Source organism: Psychrobacter sp. P11F6 (genome assembly GCF_001435295.1).
GTDB lineage: Bacteria > Pseudomonadota > Gammaproteobacteria > Pseudomonadales > Moraxellaceae > Psychrobacter.
The window spans coordinates 3269235-3291128 of sequence record NZ_CM003594.1 but is presented as its reverse complement, the minus strand read 5'-3'; the positions used below and the strand labels follow the sequence as shown (position 1 = coordinate 3291128).

Sequence of the window (21894 nt, the reverse complement as noted above, 5' to 3'; positions counted from 1 at the left end):
TTTTAGGTTAAGGAAGCTTATTCTGCCATGAACTTTTCCCATTTATATTGGCAGTAACTACATTTACCTTCATTGTATTGATCCTCTAAGCTTAGGCCATCTCCGCATACTTCACATTCAGTGTATTCCATTTCATAGCCACATGCCACGCAACAGTCCTCTTCGTAAATAAAGGTGCCTTTTCCGCATTCGTGGCAGTCGTCATAAGGAGATTCGCCGCCATCCTTTATATTTAGATGTGCTTCTCCAGCTAAAGAGTCTGTAATATATTCTTCAAGTACATCATAAAAGCTGAAGTCCTCCCCGCATGATTTACAATGCAGGTCAATCAGTGGATAAACATCTTCAGCATGTGGAGCTTGTATTAATGAAGAGTGACAATTATCACAACGAAGGTTTTTAAGAGCTATTTCAACTGAATGATATTTCCAATCGACTGCATCAAGACTTGCTTTACAAGAATTTTCTTCTGCTGAGTAAACATCATTTACCTCAAGTAAAGTTGTCCAGCAATCATCGCCCAGAATTTCTTGAGGATCTTCTTGCAAATGCTCTGATAGGAAGTCTCTAATCAGCAAAAAGGACTTGGCTATAATTTCTCTGATAGCATCAGGAGATTTGGATGTATAATAATGCTCTAAATCGTTTCTTAGTCTACTGATTTCATCAAACCTATCCCAATCTACTGTTGTAATGTTTAAACTTTTGAATCTTTCTTTTATGGACTGGACATCAACTGTCTTAGTACCTTTGCCTTCAAAAGATATTTCACCTTTCGCATTTTGCACAGGCCTAATATTCTGCTTTATCAGCAATTCTTTATTATCAGATGGAGATAATCGACAAAGCTTTTCTTTGTAAAGTAATAAAATCCCAGCCGCGATATTTCTCACAGCAGAAACACTACGTCTACCATCATCACTTCCAAAATCTTCAACTCCAATTTGAATTGAATCGATTGCATTCTGAATAATGCTCATCATTTCTCCTAACTAATCCGCGATGAAGTTAGTATAGCTTTATAAATCTATCTTTAGATACTCTGATTCGCATTTACTCAACCCTTCTCAGTCAACAGCCTAATTCCCAAGCCAATAAATACCACACCGCTTATCTTGTTTAAAATAGCTTCGATAGAGGGGTTTTTACGTAAGTTTTCACTGAATTTTGACGCCAATAATGCTAAGCACAAGCACCATATAAAGCCAGTGACAGCAAAGGTCAGTCCTAAAATGACGAACGACACCATACTATAAGCATAACTGGCATCGATAAACTGAGGGAAGAACGCCAAAAAGAATAATGCAACTTTTGGATTAAAGGTATTGGTGAGCACACCTTGCTTATATATTTGCCAGTGATCTAAAGGCTGAACGGGCTTTGGCTTCTGGTCATCCTGCAAACTCGCGGCTATCAAAGGCTGTTGTTTACTTATGAGCATTTTGACGCCTAGATAGCACAAATAGCTTGCACCAATATATTTTACGAGCATAAATGCCGTAGGGGAGTTAGCCAGCAACACGGACAATCCTAGCGAAGCCAGTAGCGTATGCACCAAAATACCTGAAGTAATACCCAAAACAGAATAAAACCCTGCCGTTTGCCCCTGCGAAATACTACGGGTAATGATGTACATGCTATCTGTGCCTGGGGTCAGGTTTAACAAAATAGCTGCCATGATAAACCCTAGATAGTTCTCAATCCCGAACATGGTTAAAACGTCCTTGTGTTAAGCCTAAAAATTTGTACGTTATAAAGTATTTATACATTCTATAAAATTCTTATAGGATTGATGGTAGCGAGGATCGTAAGGGTTGGCAATAGAATAAATCATTCAATAAATAATGATATTAAAAACTATAAAGCAGGTTATGGCTTCAGTCTTTATCAAAATCAATAAAACGTAAATATCTTATAAAATCGCAAATACCGTAATGTGAACTCTGATAATATATCAGAGATTAATGAGACATTTGTTGATAATAAGGATTTGAGATGAAACGTTTGGCTTACACCGTTGCTGTATCTGTTTTGGCTACGACAGTTGGGATAAATGCCGCGCATGCCGAGAGAGTTTGCAAAGTAACGGATCCGACGGGTACTCCATTAAACATCCGCGATGAACCTAATGGCAAGATTATTAATAAGCTGCGTAATGATCGCGAGGTATATGTCACAGATACCACTTATGATAATAAAAACCGCCCGTGGGTATATTTAGAAGGCTACTACAAGGGCGAGTACAGGCATTGGGGCTGGGCGATTAGAGAGTTTGTCTCTTATTATGATCGTTGATATACTAACTTCAGCTTATCCAAACCATAATGAACTGGATATAACAAAACCAACAGACATAAAAAATCCCAGTCACCGTATGATGACTGGGATTTTTTATTGTTCGCTTATTAGTCTAACCTGATGCTTAAAGGTGTTAAGCAAAAGTGCTAATAAGTGACGCCGAATAGTGGCGTCCCCAGGGGGATTCGAACCCCCGTTACCGCCGTGAAAGGGCGGTGTCCTAGGCCTCTAGACGATGGGGACGCATAGAGTGTTATAACCAATGGTTACAACGGTACTTCACAATATCAGATAGCTTAATAAATAAGCATTGCCTAGGTGCTGATATCGTCCTACTAGCGAGTATTTATGGTTACGTTTCAGTAGTACTGAGCGTTGCAATAAATAGTATGGTGGAGCTAAACGGAGTCGAACCGTTGACCCCTTGCATGCCATGCAAGTGCTCTACCAACTGAGCTATAGCCCCTCGCTAAGAGTGTGCGTATTTTATGCAAGACCGGCAGTCCTGTCAACTACTATTTTAAAAATAATGCATAAATATTTGAAAAAAAGCGTTTAAAGCTATTTTAGCTACTTAATAAGCCCAAATTAGCGTGGATTTTGCTTGATGGCAATCTCTTTAATGGCTTTATCGGTAAAGAATTCTTCTTCTGTACACTTAGAACTGCCATCTGAAAAAATAATGGCACAACATTCTGTGGGGATATATTGCCCCCCTTTTTGTTGTACTGTGCTGATTCCTTTAAAGCCAACGATGTCAGATTCTTTCAATCGATCGACATTATGATTGGTATAACTGCAGTAAGTGGTGTATATCCACTTTAAATCTTCAAAGTCCTGACCCTTTGTCAGGGTAAGTTTTGCATTATAAAGCTCTTTTACGATGGCATCATAGTATTTCTGCGCTTCTTTGAGCGTGTTAAAGACATAATCTTTGCTTTCTATCGTGACGGTTTTGGCGTCCATGTTTAGTTCCAATTAAAAGGTTTGATAAAGGATATTTAATAGTTGAAGGGTAGTAGTACCTATTAGTGACAAAAAAAGGGTCAGAACTGGGCTGACCCTTCTAAATTCATAAATTTCAGCTAATCGATTGTTTAGTAGATGAGTTATTCAGCTTCTAAATTATTCAGCAGACAAAAATCTGGCAACTCTGCCGCTTGTTTCTCAAGTTTTTTTAGTTTCTTTTTACCCAAACCGCCAAGCACGTCAACTGCATGGCGCAAGCGAGTCAAGGTCATATCAGCGCCGATAATTGCCATAGAGTTCATGACTGGCGTTGATGACGTGCTGCCAGCGATAGCGATAAAGAACGGTGCCATAAAGTCACGCATCTTAATATCGAGGTGAGCGGCAAGACCTTTTAAGGTGGCGTAGATATTTTCTTCTGACCACGTTGGTAAGGTTTCTAGCTGCCAAAGCGCCAGTTGCAGCATCTCAGTAATTTGCTCAGGGGTGAGTGATTTATGGGTAAAGCTCTCAGCATTGATATTAGGTAAGTTCTGGAAATAGAAACCACCCCAATTAACTGCATCAGATAACAGCTCAATACGAGGCTGAATCGCCGCTGCGATAGCAGTTAATTTATCGCTATTACTTGCCCAATCGAGTATTTTATTTTTTAGCTCTTCAGGCGTTAATGCACGTAACCATTCTGCGTTGAGCCAGTTCAGTTTTTCGATATCAAAGATAGGGCCGCCGAGCGACACACGCTGGATATCAAAGCTGGCAATCATCTCTTCTAAGGTAAATTGCTCAGCTTCGTCAGGCATCGAGTAGCCCATACGACCGAGGTAGTTGAGCAACGCTTCAGGGAGCACACCAGCATCACGATAGTAAGTGATAGAGGTTGGGTTTTTACGCTTAGACAGTTTTGATTTATCTGGGTTACGCAGCAGTGGCATATGGCAAAGTACAGGCATCTCCCAACCAAAATACTCATAGAGCAGCTGATGCTTGGGCGCAGAGTTAAGCCACTCTTCACCGCGTAGCACATGGCTGATGTCCATCAAATGGTCATCGACAACGTTGGCTAAATGATAAGTCGGCATGCCGTCGGTTTTTAGCAGCACTTGCATGTCGACTTGTGTCCAAGGAATCTCAACCGTACCGCGTAACATGTCATGTACTTGACAGACGCCTTCGGTAGGCACACGCATACGAATGACATGCGGTTTGCCCTCACTGACCAATTGCGCAGTTTTCTCAGGTGCTAAATGGGCACAGCGACCGTCATAACGTGGCGTTTCACCATTGGCCATTTGCGCAGCTCGCATGGCATCGAGCTCTTCGCTGGTACAAAAGCAGCGGAATGCATGATCGTTTTCTATGAGCTGTTCGGCGTGCTTTTTATAAATATCACTACGCTCGCTCTGACGATAAGGCGCATGCGGGCCTCCAATATCTGGACCTTCCGCCCAGTCGAGACCGACCCAGCGCAGCGCATCCAAAATCATTTTTTCAGATTGTTCGGTTGAGCGCGTTTGATCCGTATCTTCGATACGTAAAATAAATTCGCCGCCGTGGGCTTTAGCAAAAGCTAAATTGAATAGGGCAATATAAGCGGTGCCGACATGCGGAAAGCCAGTAGGCGATGGCGCAATGCGGGTGCGGACAGGGCGCGTGCTGTTAGTTGAAGTCGATGATTGCATCATAAAATTCTCAGAATAGGCTAGTTAATGAATATGGCTGTGAAAAATGAAAAAAATAGCAGTTAAAAATGCTAATGATAAATATGAATGACAAGTTTGAATAAAAAATACGGCACAAACAATAGCCGTCAATGTAGAAAAATAGCGTAAAATATAGCGCTAGTATAACAGAGAGATGGAATATTTTTAACGAAATGCCCGTCTAGCGCTTGACTACCCGTGTATCCTTGCGATAATAATGTTAGACAAGTCATAACTTGTTTATTTTCATCTGATTTTTCACTCTTACTGACCAAAATGGTCGTCATCTACTGAGTCGTTTGTGTCCATATTGAATAATAAGCCAAAAAATACGCCGAATACTAAGCAAGATTCTAAAATGAATTCTTCTTTAGCCACTGTTAATGCTGCATCAGTGGCTGAGCTGTCTGCTGTAGAAAACGATTTTGTGGTAGAGAGTGACTCTACTAATCAGCTGAATCAAGAGTCTGTCACGGATAAAGCCAACTCTGATGAATTGAGCTTTGTCCATGATGCGGTGCTGTTACAAGAAACCGTTGCAGCAGTGCTGGGTGTCAAAGCGCTACCTAAGCAAACAGACGATGCAGAACAAAGCAGTGACAACCAAAATAGCTTGCAGATGAGTGGCGTCTACGTTGATGCTACCTTCGGGCGTGGTGGTCATAGTCGATTATTATTAAGTCAGTTGGCCGATGATGCAACCTTGATTGTTTTTGATAAAGATCCAACGGCGATTAGCGTCGCGCGTGAATTGGCAAAGACCGATAGTCGCGTAAAAGTGGTGCACGATAGTTTTGCGACGTTGACGGATAGTCTAACGGCAATGGGAATCACTCAAGTTGATGGCTTAATGGCAGATTTGGGTATCTCATCGCCGCAAATTGATGATGGCAGTCGTGGTTTTAGTTTTATGCGTGACGGTGCGGTCGATATGCGTATGGACACCAGTCGTGGGCAGTCGGTCGCTGAGTGGCTAGAAAAAGTCGATGATGAAACCTTGGCCAATGTGCTTTATGATTTTGGCGAAGAGCGTCATAGTCGCCGTATCGCCCGTGCTATTAAGCAGATGGACAGTTATGACTCTACTTTGGCATTGGCTGAAGTGATTAAAGTGGCGCATCCTAATTGGCAGCGTGGTAAGCATCCAGCGACTCAGAGCTTTCAGGCGATGCGCATTTTTATTAACAATGAGCTTGGCGATGTTGACGACTTTTTAGAACAAAGCATTCCGATTTTGAAAGCAGGCGGGCAGCTAGCAGTGATTAGTTTTCACTCATTAGAAGATCGCCGTATCAAGCAGTTTTTGCAGCGTCATAGCAAAGGGCAATATCCAGAGGATGAGAATTTGCCGATGCCGCCCAATCGTCCACGCTACTTTAGCAAGCCTAAACGCGTGGGTCCAAGCAAAGCTGAAACCAGTCAAAATCCACGCGCGCGTAGTGCGTGGTTGCGCATGGCGACTCGTACTGATACCGACTATCTACCAAGTGTTGAGCAATAACACAGGTAGCGTGATGTTATAGAGAGGGTGTTTGGCTGAGTTGCTGGTGATTGGTTGCTGGCAATTAAGTAGGATAGAGAGTCTGAATACTTACGCGGCTGTTAAAAATCTGTAAACATTATCTGCTAGGCTCGGCTGTTCCTTTTTCGTTTGGTTTTACTTTATTGATGGTGCTGTACAAAGCGTCTTACCGCTCTAAAACAGTTGCCAATTTTCATACTTGAAGTCCACTTTTTGAGAGCGTCATGGCAATATCTGACAAACCCGCAAACCGTCGTGCTGCAATGCCGCATAACACCGATATCGGCGAGCTATTTGTGCGCCGATTTAATGTGGTTAGTATCTATGTAGTGGTGCTATTGCTGTTAGCAGTAGCGATTGTGTGGAGCGGTATTAAAACAGCCGAAGGTGTTCAGCAATATCATCAGGATTATAAAACCTTGCAAGACATGAAAAAACAAGAGCGTAATCTGCAAGTCGAACATCAGCGTTTGCTCATTGAACAGCAGACTTTTAGTGCGACGCCGCAAATTGCTAGCCGTGCGGTGGCTGAACTGGGTATGTTTTCACCGACGCTAAAAGATAAACTCATTATCCAGCCGGGTGTTGCCACAGCACAGGTGCCAGTCGTCGATACTGACTCAGATGAGGATAAGTCTGACGTTATCGAACCACGAGCTGCTACGGATATATCGCCTGACGCTCCTATCACCGATGCCACGGTAGCGGAGGCAGGACAATGAGTGATAAAAAACCTAATGCCAATAGTGGTAAAACGACCGCGAAAAATGCGAATAAAAAGCCAACTAGCGGTAAGGTGACTAAGCCCTTACGTCCTGCCAGTGCAGCCAAATCGGGACAAACAGGCAGTACGGCTGAAAAAAAATCCTCTGGCAACCGTAAGACTAAATTGTTTGATCGATTGAAAAAGAATGAAGAGCAAGGCGCTTATACCAGTGTCAAAAACCTGAAAAATAAAAGAGGATTTTTGGGTAAAGCGTCTGGCGCTTCCTCTCGCGGCGGTTTTGAGCAAGACAAAAACCGTTTCCGTACTATTTGGGTCATTGCATTGGTTATCTTGGGTTTGCTGATAGCCCGTGCTTATTATTTACAAGTTGCCAATGCCCAGTTTTATCAAGACAAAGGTGATGAGCTTATCACTAGCGTGCGCACGCAAAAATCCTATCGCGGTATGATTACCGATCGCAATAATTTGCCACTTGCAGTCAGTGCACCACTGGCGACGGTCTCCTTTAGTCCGCATGATTACGCGCGCGAATATTACGAGCTTAAGCGTATTATTATCACCAATCCTGAGAGTCCACAGCTGGTTGCGCGTATGCAAAAGCGTTTGGATAATATGGATCTGACCACGCTTGCGGCTGCTGCCAATATTTCGGTCACTGAGCTGAAAAAAGTTACCGCTATCGACGATAGTATTGATGTAACCGATGAAGCAGCAGTTAAAGCAGCGCTGCCATCGGGTGCAGGCTCGCACTATTTGCCGCTACTGAATAAAGTAACGCCTGAGATTGCCCAAAGTGTCAGCACCCTTGATTTTCCTGGCGTCTATGAAAAAAACTTTTTCCAACGTTATTACCCGCAGCCACAACCAAACTCGCAGCTATTGGGCTTTATGGGGCAAAATGTCAGTGATCCTGAAGGTGGTTACGAAGGTCGTGCTGGTATCGAACGCCAATATGAAACTGAGCTGGCAGGTGATGATGGTAAAGTGTTGGTGCTAAAAGATGCCAAACAAAACAGTTTAAAAGAAATTAAACAGATTGAACCAGAAATACCAGGTAAAGATGTGGCGTTGACCATTGATTCGCGCCTGCAGTATTTGCTTTATAAAGAACTAGAGAAAGCAGGGCGTTTGCAAAAAGCGCGCTGGTCAACAGGCATGATTGTTGATGTGCAAACGGGTGAAGTGCTTGCCTTGTCAACATGGCCATCCTTTAATTCTAATAACCTGAATGAGATGACCGGTGAAAACCAACGTAACCGTGCGCTGCTCGATGTCTTCGAACCTGGTTCGGTGATGAAACCCTTTACGGTTGCAGCGGCACTTGATTCAGGAAAATACACTGCCACTACCTTAATCGATACCAATCCTGGCTCTATTCGTGTCCGTGGTTATACCATTCGTGATCATAACAATCTAGGTATGATTAATATGGGCACGTTACTGCAGAAGTCTAGTAACGTCGCCTCGACTAAGATTGCTTTGTCGCTACCGCCTGATGCCATTACCAATATGCAACGGCAATTTGGTTTTGGTTCAAAGACACCACTACAGTTCCCAGGGGAAGGTAGTGGGCTGGTTGTCACACCAAAAGAAAAAGAAACGTCACGTCGTGCTACGCTCAGTTATGGTTATGGTTTGGAAGCAACTCTAGCGCAGGTTGCGCAGGCTTATTCAGCGCTGGCGGCAGGCGGTGTGATGCATCCATTGACCCTCACTAAAGATGACAAGCTACAGCCAAGCAAGCGTATCATGGCACACGAGCAAGCGATGTCTATCGTACAAATGATGGAAAGTGTCACCGAACCGGGTGGTACGGCTAAAGGTGCTGCGATTGATGGTTATCGCGTCGCTGGTAAAACAGGGACATCGCGCCGTGTTAATCCAAAAGGTGGCTACTATACGGATCAATACCGTAACGTTTTTGCTGGTATTGCGCCCGCATCTAACCCAAGATTAGTAGGTGTGATGCTCATCGAAGACCCACGTGTTCAGATTTATGCTGGTTTAACAGTCGCGCCAGTCTTTCATAATGTCATGAAAGAGGCGCTGCGTTTATACAATGTACCCTTAGATAAACCGTTAAAAACGATCGCTCAGTAGTCGTAGAGGTCTTTTTTTTAATACTTAGTTTTTAACTATTTGATGTGTTTTAACCGTATAGGATTTGCCAATGACCCTGTCACCCTCGTCGCCAAGCATTACCCCAGTCACCTTGCAGCAGCTGACTGAATCTAGTAGTAGCAATAGCAGGCATGGTGTAGGTATAGAGCAGGCATTGCAAAAACTATCGACTCAGACGACATTGATTGGAGCGGATTCAAAACCAATGAATTCGTTTCTTGATATTCCATTCCTGCAGTTTCGTTTAGACAGTCGTCAGCTAGAGCCGAACGATGTGTTTGTGTTATTAAAAAGCCACATACCAAACTGTCAAAAAAGTCGCGACTACCTCTATCAAGCCGCTGAAAATGCGGCTTTTATCCTATCAGAAATAGATCCTACGGCTTTGCTTAACACGACTAGTGTATCAAATCATGCCGATATCACTTTATCGAATGATAGTACTGCTAAAGCACAGCGGCAATTAGCAGCACTGCCTTGCCCTGTTTTATACGTGCCCAATATTCGTGATTTTTTAGGAACGCTCATTCAAGCACGTTTGCAATATCAGCAGCCCGTGACCTTGCCAACGGTGGTCGCAGTGACGGGCACCAATGGCAAAACGACTATCAGTCAATTGGTGGCGCAATTGACGCAGCTGACAGGTATGAGCAGCGCAGTCATGGGCACAGCAGGTAATGGCAGGCTTGGTGCTTTGGTGCAAGCGAGCCATACCACGGGCGATGCCTTAGCGGTTCAGCAATTTTTATATCAAATGGGTACAGAGAATGCTGAATTATTGGCATTGGAAGCCAGCTCACATGGTTTGGATCAGCAGCGTTTACAAGGTATGCCAGTGTCGGTTGCGATTTATACCAATCTTAGCCGTGACCACTTAGACTATCATGCCGATATGGCAGAGTATGCAGCAACAAAAGCTAAACTGTTTGATAAAGCGCATTTTCCAGATTTAACCCATGCCATTATCAATATCGATGATGAACATGCCCAGATTATGCTCGACACCGCACATGCCAGTGATTTAACGGTCTGGACGTACAGTTTAGAACCATCAAAATCTGCGACCTTTGTTGCGGCTGAAATCAAACCAAGCTTAAAAGGTGTCGAGATTACGCTACGTACTGATTTAGGCGATGGCGAAGTTAATCATTTAGGTATCGTCAGCCCATTATTGGGGCGCTTTAATGTTGCCAATTTGCTTGCCGCAATGGCAGCTGCCGTCGCTTTAGGCATTAGCCTTGAGCGTATTGCCGCAGTGGTGCCGCAGCTACAAGGTGCGGTTGGACGTATGCAGCGTGTGCCGTCTAATGATGGCTGCTTTATCGTTGATTATGCGCATACGCCAGATGCCTTAAGCCAAGTGCTTGCCAGCCTAAAGACCCATTGTAAAGGCCAACTATGGGCAGTGTTTGGCTGCGGTGGCGACCGTGATGCGGGCAAACGTCCTTTGATGGCGCAAGCAGGATTGGCAGGCGCGGATAAAGTCGTGTTAACGGCAGACAATCCACGCACCGAAGATCCCAATATCATTTTGCAAGATATGCAAGCGGGCATGACGAGTGAGCAATATCAGCGTACCCATATCGAACCTGCGCGCCAAGCAGCGATTGAGTATGCGGTCAATCAAGCAGCAGCTGATGATATCGTCGTGATCGCTGGCAAGGGTCATGAAACCTATCAAGAAATTAACCATGTTCGTTATGATTTTGACGACAGTGTTATTTTGCAAAACGCCTTAAAACAAGCAGGGCGTGTATAGCATTTATAAATAAATAATAGCGCTTACAGTCAGTTTTTCATGCTATCTAAAAAGTATTAGGGCGTGTCCTCATTTTAAAAATGGTAATAAAAATGAGATAAATTGCCGTCAAACAAGGAAAGTAGCGCAAATAATATCGAGATATTAATAAGCTAGTTGACGATGTTTGGCAAAATTTAGCCATTTTTAGTCCATTTAGATAATAATCGATTGAATTGAGGACACGCCCTAGTCGTTAACTATAAAAAATAAATAAGTAGTCATCATATATAAGGTAATCATTATGACAGCCGACAACGATAACAGCATTCAGTCGCAAGGGCTGTATGTTTGGCAAGCAGACAATCTGCTCGCAGCAACCGCAGCACTCGATGGGCATTGGCAGCTGAGTGAGGGGCAATCCGACTCAGAAAACAATTCAGTAAATGATGTAATGAGCACTCGTATCGCCACCGATACCCGTACGATAAAACCTGGTGATATATTTTTAGCGTTATCGGGTGATAATTTTGATGGTCACGATTATATCGATACTGCCATCGCGCAAGGTGCGGTTGCGGCTATCGTCGCTCGCCCTATTGCTACGGCTGATGCAAATAGCATTCCGCAGTTAGTGGTGAGCGACACCCGTTTGGCGCTAGGACAATTGGCTGCGTATCGTCGTCAACAGCATCAAAATTTAACCGTCATTGCTATTACTGGCTCTAGCGGTAAGACCACATGCAAAGAAATGCTTGGTAGTATCTTTGGCAGATTGGCACCGACATTGATTACCCGTGGTAACCTAAATAACGATTTGGGTGTGCCGATGATGTTGCTCGAATTATCCGACCACCATCGTTATGCCATTCTAGAGCTTGGCGCAAACCATATTGGCGAAATTGCTTATACTACCGAGATTGTAAAGCCAGATGTCGCGTGTATTTTAAATATTGGTACGGCGCATTTGGGTGAGTTTGGCAGCCGTGAAGGGATTTGCCAAACCAAGGCTGAGATTTACCATACCTTGAATGACAGCCAGTTTGCGATCGTTCCTGATAAAGATGATTTTACCAATCAATTACGCCGTATCGCTGAAAAGCATACGTCACACGTGATTGGCTTTGGTAATACTGATGTCAGTGCCAGCCATTTAGATGTCGAGCCTGAGCGCAGTGAATTTAAGCTGCATATCGGCAATCAAGTCCATGATATCAACTTGCCACTAGCCGGCGAGCACAATGTCAATAATGCTTTAGCCGCTGCTGCTTGTGCTCATGCACTAAATATCGATGTTAGTGATATCGTCGTCGGGCTTGAAAATGCGCGTCCTGCTAAAGGGCGCTTGAACAGTCAATTAATGGGTATGCATCGCTTGATTGATGATACCTATAATGCCAATCCGCATTCGGTGCGAGCGGCAGCAAAAGTATTGGCGGCGCAAACAGGCACGCAAGTCATGGTGCTGGGCGATATCGCAGAACTGGGAGAGGCGGCGGTTAGCGAGCATCAAAGCTTGGGTCGTACCATTGCAACAACGGGCATCAATGTGCTGCTGTGTGTTGGTGAATACGCGCCTTTTACCGTGGCGGGTGCACAAGAGGTTTCTGACATCAATGCCCATGCGTTTACTGATAAAGACAGTTTATTGGCGTATTTGAAGCCGTATTTGCAAGCGCAGCAGGCGCAGCCTTGTACGGTGCTGTTTAAAGGTTCTCGTTCCATGCAAATGGAAACCCTTATCAATGCGCTAATCGAGGAGTAGGCGGTGTTAGTTTGGTTGTTTGGCTGGCTTGGCCAGTATTACACGCCGTTTTCTGCGGTTTCTTCGTTGACACTGCGAGCGTTACTCGCGGTCATTACCGCCCTCGCATTTAGCATGTTTTTTGGTGGGCGTGTCATTCGACGTCTGCGTGCACTGAAATATGGTCAAGCGATTCGCAATGATGGCCCGCAATCGCATTTGGCGAAAACTGGTACGCCGACCATGGGTGGAGTGCTGATTTTAAGTGCGATTGGCGTGTCCACCTTACTATGGGCACGTTTGAATAATCCGTACGTTTGGATTTTGCTCATTGTCATGATTATCTTTGGCGCGGTCGGCTGGGCAGATGATTGGCTAAAAATTAAGTATAAAGATCCCAAAGGCTTAATTGCTCGCAAGAAATATTTTTGGCTCTCTATGGGTGCTTTGTTCGTCGGTGTGTCTTTGTATTATATCGCCACCTTGCAGCCAGATATCGCGACCACGCATGAGATGCAGGATTTGCTGCTACCGATTTTCAAAGATTGGATGATTCCTTTTTCGGCAGTGCCGTTTGGTATTGGCTTTATTATCTTTACCTACTTTGTGATTAATGGTGCTTCTAACGCCGTCAACTTAACCGATGGCTTGGATGGTTTAGCTATTTTGCCCGTGGTCTTGGTCGCGGCAGGTTTGGGCGCGATGGCTTATGTATCAGGTGATGTACGCTTTGCTGATTACTTGCATGTGCCTTATATTGCCTATAACTCCGAGGTTCTCATTGTCTGTGGTTCGATGATTGGTGCAGGGCTTGGTTTTTTATGGTTCAACGCCCATCCAGCCCAAGTATTTATGGGCGATGTGGGGGCGCTTGCTCTCGGGGCGATGCTCGGTACGATCGCCGTTATGACCCGTCAAGAAATCGCTTTTGCTATTATGGGTGGTCTATTTGTCGCCGAAGCACTGTCGGTCATGCTACAGGTTGGCTCGTATAAGCTGCGTAAAAAGCGCGTCTTTCGAATGGCACCATTGCATCATCACTTTGAAGAAATTGGCTGGAAAGAGACGCAAGTGGTGGCAAGGTTTTGGATTATTGCCATTATTCTCGTCATCCTTGGGCTCATGACCTTAAAACTGCGTTAACACAGCCATATCGCTCGAACATTAATATGAATATCTTGTATGCAAAAGCCATCTCACTTTAGTTGAGGTGGCTTTTTTTGTTGCTAACAGTTTGGTTGCTGATAGTTTGTTTTTCGCATTTTCTTTCCTGCATTGTTTATCGCGCCTTTTATCACGCAGTAAGCCTGAATTTTGTTAAAATGGCAGCCATATTGCGATGACGTTGAGATACTTGTGAGCTTATTTATTTGTCCCCTTTGCCAATCACCATTACAGCCTGCCGCAAATACGTGGCGCTGCGATGGCAGCTTGCACCCAAAACAAACCGCTCATCCATTTGATGTGGCACGTCAGGGTTATGTTAATTTATTACCCGTGCAACAAAAAAAATCTAAAGCACCGGGCGATAGCCAGCAATCAATCGAGGCGCGCAAACGGTTTTTAAACGCCAGACATTATCAGCCATTGCAGACGCTTATTTGCCAAAAAGTGAGGGAATTGTTGGCGAAAAATGAGTCGGTCGCTGATTTAGTGGCTAAGTCAGCAATTGAGCCGATAACTAAAAAGGATAGCAAGGCAATCAATTGGTTGGATATTGGCTGCGGTGAAGGATATTACACGCAGGCAATGGCACAGACAGGCATGGATACTCTCATCGCCGCAGATATCAGTAAACCAGCTGTGGTAGAGCTTGCGAAAACAAGCAAAGCGGCGGGGCGTCTTTGGTATCAGCAAGCTAAAGACAGTGTTACTAATGCGACAGCCAAATCGGCAGTCATCTATCCGCTTGTTACCAGCGCTGCCCATTTGCCGTTACGCGCGCATAGCATAAAGGGTATTAGCAGTATTTTTAGCCCTATCTTGCCAGACGCGTTCAATGAGGTATTGACTGAAGACGGTTATTTAATCATTGCCAAGCCAGGTATCGGGCATCTAGCGACGATGCGCGAAGCGTTATTTGACAACGTCCGCGAGCATGATTCGGATAAGTTTTTGCATGAATTGGCTCCATATTTCACGCTAATGGGTACGGAGCATGTCAGTACCGAGATGACGTTGTCAGCCGCTGATTTGGCTGATTTGATGACCATGACGCCTTATGCTTATCGCGCGCTTAGTGAAAAAAGACAGGCGCTACTAGCAGCGGTCGAAACAGAATCCTTTACGACACAAGCTAAGTTTGTCGTTTATATTTTGCAGAAGACAGCAGCTGAATAGAATGGCTTAAGGTCATTAGCCCGTTTAGATATGATCAATTGAATTGAGGATACGCCCTAATAATGGGTTATAAAACAGGTCCCATCGTGGCGACAATGTTATTCCAGATTTTATAAGATAACGGCCAGTTTTCAACTTGCTCACGAGTGACCTCTTCAGAATCAGCGATATGCTGGTATTGTCGCTCAACGATGGCCGCTGTGAGCGTTTTATCGCTAAACACAATGTTGTTTTCATAGTTTAAATCAAAGCTACGCAAGTCTAAATTGGTTGAGCCGATCAGACTGATTTCGCCATCGATGGTCAAGGTTTTTGCGTGTAATAGACCGGGTTTATATTCGTAAATATTGACCCCCGCTTCAAGCAGCTGCCAGTAATAACTGTGACTGGTAGCAGCCACGACTATTGAGTCGTTATTTTTTGGGAAAATCATGGTTACTTGTACACCGCGATAAGCGGTCGCACACAAAATGCTGACGAGCGAATAATCAGGCACAAAATAAGGCGTTGAGATAATCAGGGTTCGTTTTGCCTGACCAATTAAGACACCTAAAAATTGTGGCGTGGTGCTGCGTCGTTGTGTAGGACCATCAGAAAAAACTTGTGCAGCAAAGCCATTTGGCGGTGATGTTATTGGTAAAGGCTCCTCAGTTTCTGGCTGTGGGGATTTTTGTCGCTTTGGTTGAGGGTCAATAAAATAAGGAAAGCTGTCAAGCGGCGTATCAGGATTTTCAGTCAGCCAATCACTGGCAAACAACATCTGATTCTGTGCCACCACTGGTCCTTCGACCCGCAGCATAATGTCTACCCACGGCGCAAATTTTGGCTTTACACGAAACTCAGGATCGGCGCAGTTGCGACTGCCACAGTAGCCGATTTTGCCGTCAATAACCGTAATCTTGCGGTGATTTCGCAAGTCAATCCGGCTAAACATGAGTACCTTTAAAAGATTACTAATTGGTAGGGCAACACTGACTTGTACGCCAGCTTCTATCATTTCCTGCCATATCTTTGAGCCGACCATTTTTCGTGAGCCCATACCGTCAACCATTGCTCGGCAGATGACGCCGCGCCTTGCCGCTCGTATGAGCGCTTGAGCAGTATCGATTCCCATACCATCGATTAGCCAAATATAATACAGTACATGAATATGATCGGTCGCTGCATCAAAGTCGGCAATCATACGTTTGCGCGTCTCAGCCGCATCTGCCATTAGCTCTGCGTGATTGCCCACCGTTGTATGATAGCCAGTTGCATTGGCAGAGTAGGCAAAGGCCGCTTGGTATTCAGGTTTGATGGCCTCCGACAAAGCGATGTCATCACCAAGTACTTCAGGACTATGTGCACTTAATTTATCGATAATTTCTTTACGTTTGCGCGTAAAATCGCGTCCTAGATGCACCTCACCAAACATCCAATAAATTACAACCCCCAGATAAGGCAAAATGAACAATATCACGAGCCAAGCGAGCCGAGCGGGCGAGGTCAGATCATGGCGCGCAAGCACTCGCAAAGAGATCAGTATCAGCAGCATAAAATGAACAGTTAAAAAGATATCCAATAGCATAATGCGCTCCATCATTATTATTTTTATTTGCCGTATTTATCAGTGGTTCTTACTGATTATAACGCACTGTAAAATTACCACCGTTTTGATTGGTAAAAACAGCAATGCGGCAACGCTGGAGCTATGATATTTAGTAGTAAGCTTGTTCAAACTGGTGAAATATACACCTCCATCAATACTCTCCTAACAACCAGCCACTGACAAAGGCAAAATACTCGCGAAACCAAGCGTTATAACGAATGGATAAAGGTGTGGGACTGGCGACGGTGATCGGTTGTGTATAGCCCTGATGTCGCGCAATGCTGGCCGCGCGAATGCTATGAAAGTCACTGGTAACGATGGCGATAGGATCAGTGATAGATAGCCCTTTTGCTTCTAACAACGCTCGGCTGTTAGCGAGGTTTTCTTCCGTACTGGTACTTTTGCCTTCTTGTAAAATGCGTTCGAATGGCACGCCATGTGCCTCATGCAAATACGTGGCCATAATATCGGCTTCGCTACGTGTACGCTGAAAACCAACGCCACCACTGGTTATCACCAAAGCATCTGGTTGTGTCTCGATAAGGGGCACAGCGGTGTCCAAGCGCTTGGCGAGCGTCGGTGTCGGCTTACCTGCAACCGTGCCTGAGCCTAATACAATAATCGCTGCCACTGTCGGTGCAGGCTGCTGGCTAAGCGCAATCTGCTGCTGTAATGACCAAATAAATAGAGCGAAGCTCAACAACCAAAGTATAAATACAGCCCATAACCCATACCAAAGGCGGTTGAACCCATAATGTTGGCTGCAAAACCTGCGTATTGCATGCCAAAAAATTCCATGTATGACAAAAACTATGCCGACTAAAAAAGGTACAACCGAGCCGAAGTTGACTTTACCGACGACTATCAATGCAGCGCAATCGATGATAAGTATGATGCCGATAACAGATAAGAGGCCACGAGTAACGGAAATTAAACCTTTAGACATAGGTGAGAGACGCTTTTATTCAAGTGAATGGAGTTTCTGAGAGTGGCTTATAAAAGTAGGCGGTAATAAGGTATGTTTTAACCCATTTTTAACCTGTTTTTATAAAATATAGTGATTCTGGACGTACTGAATACACAGTTCATGAAACGCTTGTGCTGGCGGTGAAATCGTTTTATTTGCCAATTTAAAAATACCAATTTGTCTGTCTAAGGCAGGTTCAAGTAAGTCGAGCCATACCAATTCTGGCTCATTCGACGGAAAGGCGAGCTTGGGTAGGGTGGTGATGCCAAGATCATTGCGTAATAATGAAAATAAGGAAGTAATATTCTCGACCGTGTAACGCGCATTACGGTTGAGCACCTCGGCGGGTGTGTTTTCGAGCAGTCGACAAGTGCCATTATAAATAAAAGGCTGGGTCATCAGTTGTTGCCATTTAAGCCCTATTTTTTGTTGGTTTCTTGACGGTTTTACTGGTTGATTTAACGAGTTACTTTTTAAGCAGACCACGCCAATCGGGTCAGATATGAGCAAGGTGAAATCTATATTTGATTGATCGATACTGGTGCAGTTGCCCAATGCCAAATCGATTTCACCTGCCAGTAAACGATTGGCCACACCGACAGAGTTATCATCTATTAGTACAATCTCGACATCAGGATATCTCTTGGAGTACTCAACCAACACACTAGGCAAGAGTTTTGTCACCAGTGATGGCACGCTTGCAATCCTTATTTTGCCTTTATCGCCAGCGGCTGCTCCTTTTAAATCATCCTCTAGCGCTTGATAAACCGTCATAAACTGCTCGATTTTGGGTAAACAAGTCTCTCCAAAAGGCGTGAGTGTTGCTTTATTTCCTCCTTCAAATAAGCGCTGACCTAGTATTTTTTCCAATTCCTTTATCGAGGCAGACAACGCCGCTTGCGAGCGATTGGCGCGATCAGCCGCCGCCCGAAAGCCACCTTCCTCTACCACGCATAAAAAATGTCGCAGTTGCTGTAGCTTCATATCCATACCATCCAAGGCTATTGTTCAATGATTTATTCTAAACGATAGATTAAATCTATCATATTCTAAATTTAATTAGTTAGATTTATCGTTAGTACTTGGGTAGGATAACTCTATAGCAATCGCTGCCCAATCATTGATCAAAGGATATGACGACATGACGACTCATTCAACCAAACAAGCCATCAAAACCTCACTTTATGCGTCTAAAGCCCCTTTAGAATGGGCGATCACCAGCAATGGTACGTTGTACACCGCGCAGATTCCTATCGATGAAAATGGTGATGTGGTTGCAGGTGGTATCGAAGCGCAAACCCGTCAAACGCTAGACAATCTTAAGCACACACTAGAATGTGCCAATATTGGTATGGATTCGGTACTACAGGTCATGATCTATGTGACCGATCGCGACTATCTAAAAACGGTCAATCAAGTCTACGCCGAATACTTTGAAGCACCATACCCAAATCGGGCAGCGCTGGTGATAGCAGGGCTGGCTCGTGAAGAGATGCTAGTAGAGCTAGTCGTATATGCCGCTGTGCCTTAAAACTAATTTTAATATGCCATCTTTTAATACTTTATCAAGGAAGCTCTTATGTCAGCTCACACCGCCCAACAGATATTGCAGCAAGACCCAACCAAATCACTTTATATCAATGGTGAGTGGCAAGCGGGCATCGATACCATTGCCAATATTAACCCATCTGATATCACTGACACTATCGGTGAGTTCGCCCAAGCGAGTGGCGATCAAGTCAAAGACGCTATTGCAGCGGCGCGTCACGCTCAGCCAAAATGGGAAGCGACTCCTTTAGAAAAAAAGCAGTCTATCCTACAAGCAATTGGCGATGAAATGATTGCTCGCTGTGATGAGCTAGGTACGCTGTTGTCTCTCGAAGAAGGCAAGCCGTTTACGGAAGGTCGCGGCGAGATTTACCGTGCAGGTCAGTTCTTTCATTATTATGCTGCTGAAGTATTACGTCAAATGGGTGATACAGCTGATTCAGTGCGCCCTGGTGTCAAGGTTGAAGTCACCCGCGAAGCAGTCGGTGTGGTCGCCATTATCTCACCTTGGAACTTTCCAACGGCCACCGCTGTATGGAAAATAGCGCCAGCGCTAGCGTTTGGTAACACGGTCATTTGGAAGCCTGCGAATTTAACGCCAGCCAGCGCAGTGGCATTGGCCGAGATCATCCATCGTCAGGGTATGCCAGAAGGGACGTTTAACCTGCTACTGGGTGGCGGCTCGTCAGTCGGTGATGCACTCATCAATTCTACAGATATCGATGCCGTTAGCTTTACGGGTTCTGTACCAACAGGTCGCAAGGTCGCTGCTGCAACGGCCCCGAACTTTATCCGTTGCCAGCTTGAGATGGGTAGCAAAAATGCCTTGGTTATCGCTGATGATGCTGATTTGCAAGTTGCTATCGATGCGGCAGTGGCTGGTGCGTTTGGTGGTTCAGGGCAGAAATGTACGGCTTCTTCACGCCTCATCGTAATGGACAGTATTCATGATGCCTTCGTCGAAGGTGTGGTCGCAAAAATGAAGACTTTAAAGGTCGGTCATGCGCTTGATGAAGGTATCTTTATGGGGCCTGTCGTCGATGACAAGCAGCTGGCGTCAAACATGGACTGGATCGAAAAGGCCAAGCAATCAGGTGCCAATTTAGCCTTTGGCGGTGAGCGTTTAGAGATGCCGCATGACGGCTACTATATGTCGCCTACGTTATTTACCGAGACGGACAACAGCTGGGATATCAACCAAGAAGAGGTGTTTGCTCCGTTAGCTTGTGTGATGCGTGTCAAGGATTTGGACGAAGCGATTGCCATGACCAATGACACGCGTTTTGGTCTGACGGGCGGCATCATCACCCAAAGCTTGCGTAGTAGTGCGATGTTCAAAGAGCAAGTGCAAGCAGGCTGCGTTATGGTCAATTTAGCGACTGCAGGTACGGACTATCATGTACCGTTTGGTGGCCGTAAACAGTCAAGCTTTGGCCCGCGTGAGCAAGGTCAATATGCCAAAGAGTTCTATACCATCGTCAAGACCGCTTATCAAAAAGCGTACTAGGCATGTCTTAACAAGCATACTCGCCGCTATCGAAGTGACACGGTGTGAAAAATCACTTAATAGCCAATGATAGCGGCCACTGATAAAAGTATTAAAGGGAATTGATATGTACCAAGACCATATCGTCATTGACGGATTACAGTATAGCCATTGGGATCGTGATTACTTTAAGATGCTACAAGCCAGTGGTATCAATGCGGTACATGCCACCTTGGTCTATCACGAAGATGCCCGTCAGACCATGACCCGCTTTAGCGAGTGGCACACACGCTTTGAGCAAAACTCAGATCTTATCTTGCCAGTGTACTCAGTAGCTGATATCAAAACGGCAAAAGAGCAGGGCAAAGTGGGCATCTTCTTTGGCGCGCAAAACTGCTCACCAATCGATGATGAAATTGGCCTAATCAGCGTGATGCGCCGCTTGGGTCTATTGATTATGCAGCTGACTTATAACAATCAGAGCTTACTAGCGACGGGTTGTTATGAGCAGAATGATAGCGGTATTACACGTTTTGGCCAGCAAGCCATTGCTGAGATGAATCGTGTCGGTATGATTATCGATATGTCACACAGCGCTGAGCGTTCAACGCTTGAGGCGATAGAGATCTCATCGCGCCCGATATGTATCAGTCATGCCAATCCAACCACGGCTCATGACGCGCTACGCAATAAATCGGATACGGTTATTAGTGCATTAACCAAAGCGGGCGGGTTGTTAGGTTTTAGCTTATACCCGTTTCATTTGCCAAATGGTAGTGATTGCACATTAGATGATTTCTGTACGATGATTGCCAATTGTGCTGACAAATATGGCGTAGAGCATTTATCCATTGGTAGTGACTTGTGTCTCAATCAACCGCAAGCCGTGCTTGAGTGGATGCGTAATGGGCGCTGGTCAAAAGCCATGGATTATGGTGAAGGCAATGCCAATAATTCAGGCTGGCCAGATACCTTGCCATGGTTCGCAGGCAAAGACGGTATGGAAAACATCTATAACGGTTTACTCAAACATGGTTTTAATGAGATTGACGCTGGAAAAGTCATCGGTCAAAACTGGTTTGATTTTTTAGAGCAGGGCATAAAGCCTTTAGCCTAAAGGATAATTCTAGCAAGTCATCGCTA

Annotated in this window: 18 protein-coding genes and 2 tRNA genes; 11 read left to right on the top strand and 9 right to left on the bottom strand. The window is 44.8% G+C overall.

Going from position 1 to position 21894, the window contains the following annotated elements; all coding sequences use genetic code 11:
• Positions 1–17 precede the first annotated feature (17 nt).
• Positions 18–980 (bottom strand): hypothetical protein, encoded by a 963-nt coding sequence (locus AK822_RS13630; protein ID WP_060492012.1) that lies wholly within the window; start codon positions 978–980, stop codon positions 18–20.
• 77 nt (positions 981–1057) lie between these two features.
• Positions 1058–1711, bottom strand: coding sequence for a LysE family translocator (locus AK822_RS13625; protein WP_060492011.1), 654 nt, complete (start codon positions 1709–1711; stop codon positions 1058–1060).
• 284 nt (positions 1712–1995) lie between these two features.
• Here AK822_RS13625 and AK822_RS13620 point away from each other — a divergent pair, with 284 nt between their 5' ends.
• Complete coding sequence (locus AK822_RS13620; RefSeq protein ID WP_060492010.1) at positions 1996–2295, top strand: peptide-binding protein; 300 nt, start codon at positions 1996–1998, stop codon at positions 2293–2295.
• 170 nt (positions 2296–2465) lie between these two features.
• Here AK822_RS13620 and AK822_RS13615 read toward each other — a convergent pair.
• The 4 genes from AK822_RS13615 to gltX form a co-directional block, all read right to left on the bottom strand.
• A tRNA-Glu gene (locus AK822_RS13615) sits at positions 2466–2541 on the bottom strand.
• 147 nt (positions 2542–2688) lie between these two features.
• Positions 2689–2764 (bottom strand) — tRNA-Ala (locus AK822_RS13610).
• Positions 2765–2886: 122 nt separating this feature from the next.
• Positions 2887–3264, bottom strand: coding sequence for a hypothetical protein (locus AK822_RS13605; protein WP_060492009.1), 378 nt, complete (start codon positions 3262–3264; stop codon positions 2887–2889).
• A gap of 143 nt (positions 3265–3407) precedes the next feature.
• Positions 3408–4952, bottom strand: coding sequence for a glutamate--tRNA ligase (gltX, locus tag AK822_RS13600; protein WP_060492008.1), 1545 nt, complete (start codon positions 4950–4952; stop codon positions 3408–3410).
• A gap of 319 nt (positions 4953–5271) precedes the next feature.
• Here gltX and rsmH point away from each other — a divergent pair, with 319 nt between their 5' ends.
• The 7 genes from rsmH (at position 5272) to AK822_RS13565 (ending at position 15162) form a co-directional block, all read left to right on the top strand.
• Positions 5272–6471: a 16S rRNA (cytosine(1402)-N(4))-methyltransferase RsmH gene (rsmH, locus tag AK822_RS13595; RefSeq protein WP_060492007.1), complete on the top strand. Its 1200-nt coding sequence runs from the start codon at positions 5272–5274 to the stop codon at positions 6469–6471.
• Between the two features lie 245 nt (positions 6472–6716).
• Positions 6717–7214 carry a cell division protein FtsL gene (locus AK822_RS13590; RefSeq protein WP_045445812.1) on the top strand — a complete coding sequence of 166 codons (498 nt, stop codon included), beginning with the start codon at positions 6717–6719 and terminating at the stop codon, positions 7212–7214.
• Complete coding sequence (locus AK822_RS13585) at positions 7211–9319, top strand: peptidoglycan D,D-transpeptidase FtsI family protein (RefSeq protein WP_087945660.1); 2109 nt, start codon at positions 7211–7213, stop codon at positions 9317–9319. Before AK822_RS13590 ends, AK822_RS13585 begins: the two co-directional genes overlap by 4 nt.
• A 70-nt stretch (positions 9320–9389) precedes the next feature.
• Positions 9390–11099: a UDP-N-acetylmuramoyl-L-alanyl-D-glutamate--2,6-diaminopimelate ligase gene (locus tag AK822_RS13580; protein WP_060492006.1), complete on the top strand. Its 1710-nt coding sequence runs from the start codon at positions 9390–9392 to the stop codon at positions 11097–11099.
• Positions 11100–11382: 283 nt separating this feature from the next.
• Entirely contained in the window at positions 11383–12843 is a 1461-nt protein-coding gene (locus AK822_RS13575; protein WP_060492005.1) for a UDP-N-acetylmuramoyl-tripeptide--D-alanyl-D-alanine ligase, read from the top strand.
• 3 nt (positions 12844–12846) lie between these two features.
• On the top strand, positions 12847–13965 hold the full coding sequence (gene mraY, locus AK822_RS13570) for a phospho-N-acetylmuramoyl-pentapeptide-transferase (protein WP_060492004.1): 1119 nt from the start codon (positions 12847–12849) through the stop codon (positions 13963–13965).
• 213 nt (positions 13966–14178) lie between these two features.
• A complete protein-coding gene (locus tag AK822_RS13565) occupies positions 14179–15162 on the top strand; it encodes a putative RNA methyltransferase (RefSeq protein ID WP_322843178.1) in 984 nt (327 codons plus the stop codon).
• 67 nt (positions 15163–15229) lie between these two features.
• Here AK822_RS13565 and cls read toward each other — a convergent pair whose 3' ends face one another.
• From cls to AK822_RS13550, 3 genes are all read right to left on the bottom strand, one after another.
• Positions 15230–16729: a cardiolipin synthase gene (gene cls, locus AK822_RS13560; RefSeq protein ID WP_060492003.1), complete on the bottom strand. Its 1500-nt coding sequence runs from the start codon at positions 16727–16729 to the stop codon at positions 15230–15232.
• A 172-nt stretch (positions 16730–16901) separates the two neighbouring features.
• A complete protein-coding gene (locus AK822_RS13555; RefSeq protein ID WP_322843177.1) occupies positions 16902–17450 on the bottom strand; it encodes a YdcF family protein in 549 nt (182 codons plus the stop codon).
• 345 nt (positions 17451–17795) lie between these two features.
• Positions 17796–18701: a LysR family transcriptional regulator gene (locus AK822_RS13550; protein WP_087945727.1), complete on the bottom strand. Its 906-nt coding sequence runs from the start codon at positions 18699–18701 to the stop codon at positions 17796–17798.
• Between the two features lie 157 nt (positions 18702–18858).
• On the opposite strand from AK822_RS13550, the gene AK822_RS13545 reads away from it, so the two are divergent.
• The 3 genes from AK822_RS13545 (at position 18859) to AK822_RS13535 (ending at position 21868) form a co-directional block, all read left to right on the top strand.
• Positions 18859–19248, top strand: a complete 390-nt coding sequence (locus AK822_RS13545) for a RidA family protein (RefSeq protein WP_060492000.1) — start codon at positions 18859–18861, stop codon at positions 19246–19248.
• A gap of 48 nt (positions 19249–19296) precedes the next feature.
• Positions 19297–20772, top strand: coding sequence for an aldehyde dehydrogenase family protein (locus AK822_RS13540; RefSeq protein WP_060491999.1), 1476 nt, complete (start codon positions 19297–19299; stop codon positions 20770–20772).
• A gap of 106 nt (positions 20773–20878) precedes the next feature.
• A complete protein-coding gene (locus tag AK822_RS13535; protein WP_060491998.1) occupies positions 20879–21868 on the top strand; it encodes a membrane dipeptidase in 990 nt (329 codons plus the stop codon).
• Positions 21869–21894: the final 26 nt, after the last annotated feature.